Source organism: Nostoc sp. 2RC, from assembly GCF_014222165.1.
Classification (GTDB): Bacteria; Cyanobacteriota; Cyanobacteriia; order Cyanobacteriales; family Nostocaceae; genus Nostoc; species Nostoc linckia.
The window spans coordinates 1-11,349 of record NZ_JACKZU010000272.1 but is presented as its reverse complement, the minus strand read 5'-3'; the positions used below and the strand labels follow the sequence as shown (position 1 = coordinate 11,349).

Annotated in this window: 8 protein-coding genes; 4 read left to right on the top strand and 4 right to left on the bottom strand. The window is 41.3% G+C overall.

Translation table 11 applies throughout. The features are described 5' to 3' along the window. Positions 1-120 precede the first annotated feature (120 nt). The gene (gene ispD / locus GNE10_RS24765) at positions 121-804 is read right to left on the bottom strand and encodes a 2-C-methyl-D-erythritol 4-phosphate cytidylyltransferase (RefSeq protein WP_185567537.1); all 684 of its coding nucleotides are present in this window, start codon (positions 802-804) and stop codon (positions 121-123) included. A gap of 69 nt (positions 805-873) precedes the next feature. Here ispD and GNE10_RS24760 point away from each other — a divergent pair, with 69 nt between their 5' ends. After that, a complete protein-coding gene (locus GNE10_RS24760; RefSeq protein WP_185567535.1) occupies positions 874-1,833 on the top strand; it encodes a glycosyltransferase family 9 protein in 960 nt (319 codons plus the stop codon). A gap of 426 nt (positions 1,834-2,259) precedes the next feature. Here GNE10_RS24760 and GNE10_RS24755 read toward each other — a convergent pair whose 3' ends face one another. Then, positions 2,260-2,745 (bottom strand): CRR6 family NdhI maturation factor, encoded by a 486-nt coding sequence (locus GNE10_RS24755; protein ID WP_185567533.1) that lies wholly within the window; start codon positions 2,743-2,745, stop codon positions 2,260-2,262. A gap of 485 nt (positions 2,746-3,230) precedes the next feature. Here GNE10_RS24755 and GNE10_RS24750 point away from each other — a divergent pair, with 485 nt between their 5' ends. Continuing rightward, the gene (locus GNE10_RS24750; RefSeq protein WP_099070868.1) at positions 3,231-3,677 is read left to right on the top strand and encodes a Fur family transcriptional regulator; all 447 of its coding nucleotides are present in this window, start codon (positions 3,231-3,233) and stop codon (positions 3,675-3,677) included. A 112-nt stretch (positions 3,678-3,789) separates the two neighbouring features. Here the strand turns inward: GNE10_RS24750 and GNE10_RS24745 are convergent, their stop codons facing one another. Next, a complete protein-coding gene (locus GNE10_RS24745) occupies positions 3,790-6,765 on the bottom strand; it encodes a pentapeptide repeat-containing protein (RefSeq protein ID WP_185567531.1) in 2,976 nt (991 codons plus the stop codon). 144 nt (positions 6,766-6,909) lie between these two features. Between GNE10_RS24745 and GNE10_RS24740 the strand changes: the two genes are divergently transcribed. Further along, the gene (locus GNE10_RS24740) at positions 6,910-8,652 is read left to right on the top strand and encodes a DUF3685 domain-containing protein (protein ID WP_185567529.1); all 1,743 of its coding nucleotides are present in this window, start codon (positions 6,910-6,912) and stop codon (positions 8,650-8,652) included. Between the two features lie 114 nt (positions 8,653-8,766). Then, a complete protein-coding gene (locus tag GNE10_RS24735; RefSeq protein WP_185567527.1) occupies positions 8,767-9,483 on the top strand; it encodes a diacylglycerol/polyprenol kinase family protein in 717 nt (238 codons plus the stop codon). A 308-nt stretch (positions 9,484-9,791) separates the two neighbouring features. On the opposite strand, the gene GNE10_RS24730 is transcribed toward GNE10_RS24735, so the two are convergent. After that, positions 9,792-11,246: an NAD(P)/FAD-dependent oxidoreductase gene (locus GNE10_RS24730; protein ID WP_185567525.1), complete on the bottom strand. Its 1,455-nt coding sequence runs from the start codon at positions 11,244-11,246 to the stop codon at positions 9,792-9,794. Positions 11,247-11,349 lie beyond the last annotated feature (103 nt).

The window sequence follows — 11,349 nt, the reverse complement described above, 5'->3', positions numbered from 1 at the left end:
AAGGGGTATGGTTCGACAAGCTCACCAACCGGGGAAAAGGGGAAAGATTAAATTTATTCCTTTTCCCTTTAACCTTTTCCCTGCCCAATGCCCAATGCCCAATGCCCAATGCCCAGTCCTTTAAAAACCCCTACTTGTGAGGATAAATTCGGCGATCGCTAAATCTTGCGGGGTGGTCACTTTTAAATTTGTCTCTTCGCCTTCCACAATTCTGACTTCAATGCCACATTTTTCAAATAAAGCTGCATCGTCTGTTACTTGCCAACCTTGGCGCAGGCCTTCGGCATGACACTGTTTCAACAATTTGACATCAAATCCTTGGGGAGTTTGTGCTGCCCACAGTTTTTGTCTGTCTGGCGTGCTTTCAATTATTCCTTGTCCATTGACAATTTTGATGGTGTCTTTGACGGGTACAGCAGCAATTAAACCGCGACATTCGCCAATGGCTTGGGCACAGGAATTAAATAAATCTGGTGTAATCAGACATCTGGCTCCGTCATGAATTAAAACTTGTTCTGCATTGGCTGGAAGCGCCTGTAAGCCATTGTAAACAGACTCTTGGCGGGTGGAGCCACCGAGAATGAATTCCACTGGTTTGGTGAGCTTGAGGTCGGCGACAATTGCTTTCAAATCAGGCCAGTCAGTTGGTTGAGAAATTATTCCGATCCAATTGATTTTACTGGCGGCTTGGGCGGCTAACAAAGTCCAAGCAATAATTGGTTGCGATCGCACTTTCAGCAGGAGCTTATTGCGGTTACTCCCCATTCTTTTCCCGATCCCCGCAGCTGGAATTAGTAAATACACAGAATTCCTCAATCTTTAAGCTATATATTTTCCCCTAAAATAGGGAGCGAGTAAGCGTCAATAAATATTATGCGAGTAGTAGCCCTTGTACCTGGCGGGATTGGCGACCAAATTCTCTTCTTTCCGACTCTAGATGACCTGAAGCGCTATTACCCAAACGCTCAGATAGATGTCGTTGTTGAACCCCAAGCAAAGGCCGCCTACCAGGTCAGCAAGTCAGTTCATGAGGTACTGACTTTTGATTTCAAAGACCGTAATAGTCTGGCAGATTGGGGCAACCTGGTAGGCTCAATTCGCGATCGCGAGTATGATGTTGCCATTGCTGTTGGGCAAAGTTGGTCGATTGGTCTTTTACTTTGGTTGACGGGAATTCCCATACGCATTGGCTACCAAGGTAAGGGTTCGGTTTTTCTAACCCAAACTGTGCCGTTCAAACCATCCCAGTATGGGGCGACAGCATATCACGAGCTGCTGCAACCTTTGGGTATCAAGACTCCTTTACCAGAGTTAGCCGTAAATGTGCCAAAACCAGATATTGAGTGGGCACAAAAAGAACAAAAACGCTTAGGGGTACATGAAACAGGCTATGTCTTGATTCATACCGGTTCTGAGCAGTTATCCAAAGCTAATGAGCAGGATAAAATTTATCCTCTGGAAAGTTGGCAGCAAATTATCCAAGATTTTCAACACAAGCAGCCGGATCTGCCTGTGGTGGTAATTAAGGGGACTGAAGATGACCAGTTTGTGCGATCGCTTTTGCAGTCTTTTCCAGATGTCAAAGTGACTGCGCCAAGCGATATTGGCAAGTTAACTGCCATGATTGCTGGAGCAAATTTGCTGTTGTCTACCGATAGTGCGGCACTACAACTCAGTGTTGCAGTACAAACTTATACTATCGCTCTGTTTGGGCCCACGGATCCAGCTAAGTTGTTACCAAAAAACGATAAATTCCTGGGCATCAAATCCCCTACCGGTAAAACGGCAGATATTTCACCAAAGGCTGTTTTAGAGAAAGTTTGGGGTGGTTGAAGAAGAATTCACAATTTAGAACACAGAATTCAGAATCAATCAGTGGAAAATTGTAACCCATTACTTACGTACGTAGGAAACAGTGCATCTATCATCTGTATCAACTTCAGGTGAAGCCTTAAAATTATTGCCTCGTTTCCAGCCAATGGCTAGAAGCGAGGCAATATTGGTTTTCTACACAATTCCCTACATCGAAATATTGCTGAATTCTCTTAGGGACTTCCAAGTAAAAAAATATTCCATAGAAAATTGTTGACCCTTCTCCTATGGTCGCCGCTACGCGTAGCTTGCTTCCACGTTCGCGGAGCGTCCCGGAGGGAAGTGGTACGACTTCGCTCAGGGTCAAGGCTTCGACTCCGCTCAGCCTCGACGGTTGACGGTTAACAGTCAACAGTCAACAGTCATCTGTTTATTTTTTGGAGTTCTTTAAAATATCTCAAAAAAAGCATCTTCTAATTCATAGCCCAGCATTTGTGCCATAGATTTCAGCCGCGATAAGCTGGGAATTCCTTGTTGTTTGAGCCAATCACCCAAGACAAAAATTTTGTGCATCAAAAATATCTCTAATGCTTCGGGATTGTACTGAATTCCTTCTTGGGAACTGAACTGATGTGGTACTAGCATAGCGGCGTAACGAGCAAATTCTCCAGATTTCCAATCTAGTAAAAATGGTAACCAAGGGTATTTAGCATCTAGACGCACAAACCACAGCCGGATCTCTGGAATTTCTGAAAGTTCCCTTGGATCGCCTGGTTCTTGTTCGTAATTAATATCAAATCTTAGCTGCTGTTCGTGGGAAGCGACCCCATCTTGCAGCAATTGTTCAATTACCACGAGAGCAGGCGACAGATCTAAATTGTTAATCAGTTCATTATTAAGTGCGATCGCAATTGGTTTTGACTCAGCAGCCACTTTGTTTATGCTCAACTCTAGGATCGAGAATACACAGTAGCAGTTTTGAGCCATCGATGCTACATTCTGCCAAAAACTCCTCAGTCATAAAACTTGTAATGTCTAGCGATCGCAGCTCACATCATAAATGTTGCTCAATTGAAATATTACTTTTACACCTGCTATAATTACACACCTTTAACTCAAAAATTACTACATCATTAATATGGCATCCCACCAGAATAAGTGTCTTTTGTCAAGGCAATGCCTACTTTCAGGTAGACATTTACCTCATTTTTAAGCTAAAGTTGTAATGAGTTTGTTTTAGATTAAGGTCGGCAAATTAGGCATCAAAAGCAAAAAATCATTATTGCAACCTGTGACTTACGCAGCATTGAAAGGCAAAACACAAGTACAGGTACAAAAATTTTGTGTAATAGCCTTGCATATTTGAATAATAAATAAACATTGAGATGGGAAAATTCCCCGAACAGTTAATAAGCTGTATGCAAAAACAAACAATTTCTACAAGACCAATTCGTTCCTTAGAAGATGCGCTAGAACGGTGTCAAGTACTGGGTATGCGCGTCAGCCGTCAGCGTCGCTTTATTCTAGAACTACTTTGGCAAGCTAACGAACATCTTTCTGCTAGAGAAATTTACGATCGCTTGAACCAACAAGGTAAAGAAATCGGTCATACTTCGGTGTATCAAAATTTAGAAGCATTATCAAGTCAAGGAATCATCGAGTGTATCGAACGTTGCGACGGGCGTTTGTACGGCAATATTAGTGATTCTCATAGTCACGTCAATTGTATAGATACAAATCAAATTCTAGATGTTCACGTCCAACTACCAGAAGATTTTTTACGCCAAATTGAAGAACAAACAGGAGTGCGAATTACGGACTATAGTATTAACTTTTATGGTTACCGTAATTCAGAAGAAAGTTAGGGATTAGTGAGTGTTGACTGTTGAGTGCGGAGTTATTATTCTCCCATGCCCCATACTTCTCTGTGAGAGGCTGCGCCAACGACTACGCTCAAAGTGCCCAATGCCCAATGCCCTATTCCCCAATAGAATTATTGCCAAAAACAGTTTCATCAACTGCCTCATTTTCATATAAATCTACTGGTAAAATTGTACCTTCGCAGCTTTCAATTAGTCCGATTGTTGCGGGATGATGCCAATGACTATCAGTGTTTGATGTGATTTTTTTGGGATTTAATGAGGGTTGTTGCCATCGCAAATTTTTTAGTTTTTGAAATGCTTCTTTAGCAAACAAAGCACCATTATCAGCAGCTATTTTTTTGTTGCTTTCACTCAGAATGGCCTCAAATAAGCAAGCATTGGTGAGATTGGCAAAATTCAGATTTACACCCGTTAAATTAGCCTGTTGAAGATTTGCACCTGTTAAATTAGCCTGTTGAAGATTTGCACCTATTAAATTAGCCTGTTGAAGATGTGCGCCTGTTAAATTAGCCTGTTGAAGATTGGCATTTGTGAGATTCGCTCCCATTAATTGGGCATTGGATAAGTTTGTTTGTTCAAGATTTATTTGAGTTAACGTCACTTGCAATAAAGAAGCACCTGATAGGTTGATTCCAGCCAGAGATTTGATTCTGGTTATGAAAGCAGTTTTGTGTAAAACAGTTGTCCTAGCAATTAACATACTCAAGGCCTCTGGATTGAATTCTGTGAAATTTACTGGATTTCCACAAGGCCAAAAAGTAATTTTTGTTTCTCGATAACAAGCACAAAGCAATAAAAACACATTTAGTCCCACCGCAGCATTTACCTGTTCGACATTCACAGGATTTTGTAATGCGTGAAAATTAATCAAAGCTTTGTGTGCTATTCCTTCATCTAACCAACGTCCTTCACAGTAACCACGCCAGAAAGATAATAGACGTTGAAATAAAACTTCAAAAGAAAACCGATTTTTTTGCTCCTTGCGTAATCCCTCAATAGTTAGTTCTTCAATTTCCTGACTCAGAATGCCATAACCCAGTAAATTATAAATATGCTGGGCTACACTATCGGGAGAATCAAGCACAAAACTCAGCGCCCCGTAATCCTCATTTCGGTATTGAGTCAACAATTTTAATTCATCAGCAACAGCTTTCGCACAAAGATATTCTCCCAACTTCACATGGGAAAATTCCACTAAATTACTTTGCGCCTTTGCACCTACCCTGCGGGAACGCCAGAGGCGAATACGTGAGCTTTCCAAATCGCTAATCTTAAAATAAAATCCCGCTAAATTATGACATTCCTGATTAATTTGGTAACGCTGCGAGTGTAGAATTTTTAGAGAAACCGCTTGCATCTGTTGAAGTAAATCTTCCGCATGAACATCGCCCAATAAATTCGCGATGGCTTCTGGAGTCCGGTGAATATGAGCAAATCCCCATCGTAAAAGCATAGTTTTTATACCACCACTTAGCGGATAGCCCAACAACCAACAACTCAAGCGATGATGAATTTCCAATAACAAAGTAGCTTTGCTAGTTAATTGCAATAGTTCATCATCTAACAGCCCTTCACGGTGCAAAATAGCTAATAAATGTAGCATTAAAGGTTGACGCACAAAAACAGACAACTCTAGAAATTTTGATTTTCCAAATAATCCCGCCTGTTTTAAAAACGTAAATAAATTTTGGGCAATGGGCAATGATTGTAATTTTGTCCACTGTTGAAACCATTGTTTGAGTTCTTCGACATCAAAGGGCTGGATATGAATTCGCTTCAATAAAAATAATACTTCTGGTTCAATTTCTTGCAATGCATTTGACTGAGTTGTTAACACAACTTTGTGGCGATGCTGAGCTTGAAAATTGAGTAATTGCTGGATAAAATTTGCTTTTGATTTAATAAAGCCAACAGAAGGTGGTAGTTCGTCCAAACCATCTAACAACAACAAACAGCGAGGATTTTCTTGTTCTAACCAAGTTGAAAGATTAACAATAAAAGCGGAATTCAGAGTTTCAATTAAAGTTTTGCCGTATGTTATATCTCGCAATCTAATTACTATCGGCATCCAATCAGGATAAAGTTTTTCTGCCACTTCTGCTGCCCAGAGTTGGCAAAAACTAGTTTTTCCATAACCTGGTTCTGATTCAATAACAGCGATGGTTTCTAAATCAGTTAGCTGTTGTTGTATCCATGTTTTTAAATCAACTGGCGTCAGAGTTTTTTTATCTTGTTCGGCAATACTTTCTTCTATTATTAAGCCTTTTTGGGCTACATAAATATCTTTAAGAGTAAAGCATTCTGCAAGCAATGGTGTACTGAGATTTTTAATCAAACTTGCTCGGTAAGTTTCTCGCTGCCAGTCAATTTTATCGCTGGCTGTAGAATTAACAGATGAAATTCCCAATCGGACAAATTTTTGCAGTTGGGCTAAAGCAGCAGCATTTTCAGTAACCACTACTAGCAAATGACCGGGAAATGAGTTGAGCAAACGCTGTGTTATCAGTTTAGCTTCAGCTTCCTCTGCACCATTGACCATGAACCAAGCTATGGCAGCATTATTTATTTGTTGTACCAGTAATGAGTCAGCAAGCAAAAATAGTGCTTGTTCAGCTTGGGTGTCAGTTAATTTACCAGGAGTGAGAGTTTTCAGGAGTCCTTGCAGTTGAGGATCTTCAAGGAGGTTTGCTTGGCTAAGTATTTTTGCTCGGTTTAGCCAGGGTCTTTGCAAGCTTGATTCTTGCTTTAAAATTGTTTGCAAAGCTTGGAGATAGGCAATTTGAAAGGCTAGCCATGTACCTTCGTTGCGTTTTAAAGGTTTTTTTTGGCTGAGGCTACGCAACAAGCTTGCTGTCAACTCAGAAATAACGCTGATTTCTTGGTAAACAACAGTTAAAGGTAGTTCTAAAATTTCTACTAAAGTACAGATATCAAAAGGTATCAGACTTTTGACTTCCATATCCCGAACAATACGGTAGGCCATTCCCGCCAATTGTCCCGCAGAAAATCCACTGATGCCATTGATTGCGATGTTATGTTCTGCCAACCAGTGCCTAATACTCAGGTTCATTTAATTACAAACTGAAGGCTGCTATGGCAATTATGATCGATTTATTCAGTTTGCGAAAACAAGTCACAATGGTTAAGGCAAAGTTTTGTATCAAAACTGTTTTTTAATTTCGTAAAAAACAGTACTTGTATAAATGAGCAGATTATGAGCGATCGCCCTTTAAAGTTACTGCTAATAGACCAAGACCCGATTTTTCGTTTGGGATTACGGGTAGCTCTAGAAGCAATTCCTGACCTGCAAATTACAGCAGTGGTAGAAAGTTATACGGCTGCTTTGCAGATTTTGACAGAAATTGCCGAACAAGACCCCAACCAAGTGAATTTGGTAGTTTTGGAATTAGGCAACGGTCGCTCTAACAGCAGTCAACAGCTAGGACTGCAATTCTGTAGGCAATTGAGAGCCTTGTACCCCAACTTGCCTATTTTCCTCCTCAGTTCTATTTCAGAGCCAGGATTACTATTAGCTGCCAAATCCATCGGTGTAAATGGCTACTCTCCCAAGGGTACGCCTGTTTCAGAACTAGTGATTACCATGCAACAAGTTGTAGCTGGTGGCTTTTACTGGTTTGACCAAATCCAAACTCCGAATTCTTCTACAGATGCGATTAATCGCGTCTCTACACATTCACCACTTCCTCTTTTCAAACTACGAAATAATTTACGTTTGTCAGGAATTGATTACATTCACACCACCTTAGCGAAAGTAACAGCACAATTACAAGTACCTGGAATACCAGTATTAGATCGGGCAATTCTGGCTGGACAGCGACGAGAACTGCTAGCTGCTCGTTGGTTGCTCAATCAATTGCTGGTTTCCGCACAAGAAAGGCAACAAGACAACATTCCGATGGCCGATCGGCCGCCTGTCAGTCCTCCATTGAGCGGTGGTATTCAACAAACTCAAATACCACCACCTCTGCTCACCACAGCAGCGTTACAATCTGCTTTATTTGCATCATGTATTACTAAACTTCAATTTCCTTTAGAAAATGTTACAGATACTACTTTAGAAATTGACATTCTGCGGGAACAAAAAAAGCGGGAATTACTTTATTTAATTCTGCAAAAACTGGCTCACCAATTAGATGAATTGCGTACTTCTGAAATTGAGATAAATCAATTATCGGCAGTCAAAAGTACCTTAATTTGCGATTTATGGCAAGCAGCAGTAACAGATTTTTTTGGCAAATTTTCTTTAATTAAATTAGGCAATAACAATATAGAAATTGTCAGTGTTCTTCTGCAAAATACTCAAGTTGTGGAAAGAGAAATTCTGAATAAAATTCCCTTGGTTTTTGAATTGTATAGCTATCTGCTATTTCAGACAGAAATATATATTAATAACGCAGCCTATCCAGCAGTCAGCCAGGAAGCAAAAACGCAAGCATCAATGATTTTGGAAAACTTTTTGATTCAACTAGCAAATGGAGTTGTGCAACCATTACTCAATACTTTAGCAGACGTAGAAATGATTAAGCAAAACTTTTATAGTAGTCGATTAATTTCCACAAGGGAAATTGAAAGATTTAGGAATGAATTGTCATGGAAATATCGTTATAATAATTATGTTAATGAAGCCCAAGCAATTTTTGAAAGTCGCTACGAAATCTTTGTAATTGCTCCTCGTGGTATTGCCAAAACTTCAATTTATGCTCCTCGCAACGAGGAATTAGCAAAACTTTCCAATATTCCTTTATTCGTCACACTGATTTTAGAATTTAGTGACGCGATCGCACCGCGTTTAAAATCACTATTAGCTTTTTTAGGTAGCGGAATAGTCTTCATTTTGACCCAAATCATAGGCCGTGGTTTAGGTTTAATCGGTCGTGGTATTCTCCAAGGTATTGGTAGCGTTTCGTTAATAGAAAAGAACTTTAAACGCAAATAGCGAGTGGGGAGATGGGGAGCAGGGGAGATGGGGAGGTAGAGGGGAGAATTTCATTCCCCAGTCAACAGTCACCAGTCAACAGTCACCAGTCAACAGTCAACACTCTAATCACCAATGACAAACAACGATATTATCGGGTTAGTAATTTCTTACGTATACGCCACTAGTTTACTCGTGATTGGCGAGGGACTACGTAGGCTGTTTGGCGTTAAACCAGATTTGACTCGTAAGGTAATTCACGTTGGTGCGGGAATGTGGGTTTTCGGTGTCCTGCTGCTGTTTAATCGCTGGGAAATCGGAATTATTCCCTTTGCTACGTTTATCGCGCTGAATTACCTGTTTTACCGCTACCGGGTTATTGGCGCAATGGATACCGAAGATAGTTCGCCTGGCACAGTTTATTTTGCTATTTCCGTGACATTACTGTTTGGCTTGCTGTGGCGACCAAGTGGCCCTGTAGATAACGTTCCAATTGCTGTAGCTGGTATTATGGCTATGACTTGGGGTGATGCACTAGCAGCCTTAATTGGGAGGCGCTTCGGGGAGCATAAGTACCAAGTAGGTAATTCTGTGCGTTCTTGGGAAGGTTCCGCAGCGATGTTTGTAGCGAGTACAGTAGCGATTTTCTTGGTGCTGTTGCTACTTCCTGGGTCGTTTCTTAGCCCCCTAGCAATCCCTTTTACTTTAGGATGGGCTTTATTGACCGCGATCGCAACTGCTAGTTTTGCAACTTTAGCTGAAGCAGTTTCACCCCACGGTACAGATAACCTCAGCGTACCATTGGTAGCGGCAGCAGTAGTTTGGCTAATAATGCAGGTGTTATGGCCATGAAGGAGATGTAGCTTTAGCTTTTCTTTCAGAGACGCTAGTGCAAACCCGCAGGTTAGGAGACAAGGCAATACGGTTCGGTTAAAGGGAAAAGGGGAAAGGGGAAAGGTTTCAAATACATCCTTTATCCCTTACCCCTTAACTTTTTCCCAGACCACAAGAAAAGTTCATACTGCTTATCAGAACCGTATTGGTAGACAAGGTAGCAGGGGATATGAGTTTTTCTCCTCTGCCCCATACCCAATGCCCACTTGCCCTGAGCGAAGCCGTTCGCGTAGCGTCTCGCAGAGAAGGGATGCCCCATGCCCAATTCACAAATTCCAATTGCGGCGAAAATGAAAGAAGCCTTCGAGAAACTCTTGCAAAGGGATGTTAGTATTTAACTTTTGTTTACTCCATTCTGTGACAATTTGTTCCACAACTTCTGAGAAACTGAGATAGAGGGGAGAGAAATTAACTAAATTTTTGATTTTAATTTTTTCAGACATTGCCAAAGCAATCAAATTAATTAATTCTCCGGCTTCTGCACCTAATATTGAAGCACCTAAAATTTCGCCATTGCGTAGGACAATTAATTTACATATACCTGTGGTTTCATCTCGGAGTTGAGCTGCTGCCACTTTTTTAAAATATTGTCGTAAAACTAAAAATTCATCTCTACGAAATTGACGTTGTGCCTGTGCTTCAGTTAAACCCACTTGTGCCATCACAGGCATTGAAAATATTGCCCAAGGAATGCAGCGATAATTGACTTTTAATCTAGGAAAAAATAGCGCATTTTTGAGAGCAATTTTCGCTTCATAATTAGCGATATTTGCAAAGTCATAACCCCCAATGACATCACCACAAGCGTAAATGCGGTGGTTAGTGGTTTGTAATTTCTCATTCACCACTAAACGGCGTCCATGCCATTTCACTCCTACCTTAGCCAAATTTAGAGATTCAAGATTTGGCTGTTGTCCAGTCGCCACTAAAATTTCATCAGTTTCAATGGCTTTATCTCCTGCCTGAAGCCATTTTTTATCATCAATACGCCTAACTTGAGTCACTGGTTTTTTGGTGAGGACGCGCACACCTCCAACTTCCAACTGTGCTTGCAACAGTATGGCGATTTCTGGGTCGATATCAGGTAAAACAAAGGAATGCTTGACTACCAGCGTCACATCACAGCCAAACCACGCTAAAGTTTGGGCAATTTCAATACTTTGGGGAACCCCGCCAATAATTACCCAATTTTTAGGTAAAGGCGCTTTATTTAAAGATTGCCAAATATTAGCTAGCGTCAGGTAACCTGTAGCTTCTAATCCTTCAATTTCCGGAACTTCTGGGCGGGAACCATTAGCCAGCAAATAGGTGCGTGCGCGTAACAAGCGATTGTGAACAACAAAAGCCAACTCAGCTGAGGAATGAAATTGCCCAGCACCAACGATGATATCGACTCCCTGCGCCGCCAGGATGGCAGGAGAATATTGTTCTTCAAGATTTGAGGTAACGGCTTGAGCATAAAGCATCGCTTCGTGCCATGCCAGAGATATGTGGCACTCTTGTGAGGTGTCAGTGTGTCTGGCATGAATACCAAAGCCAACGGCATTACGCAATTTTTGTGTTAGTTTCGCAATTTCCCTCAAAGCATAATGGTGAATAAACCCATAGTCTACTTCGGGTTGCACCAAGGCAACGGTGGCACGTAGTTGGCTAGCAGCAAGGGCAGCCTGGTATCCGGCAAGACTGCCACCAATAATTACGACATCGTAATCAATAGTCATTGGTCATTGGGCATGGGGAAAGGGAAAGGGGTAAGGGAAAGGGGTAAGGGAAAGGGGTAAGGGAAAGGGGTAAGGGGAAAAGGGAAAGGGGTAAGGGGAAAAG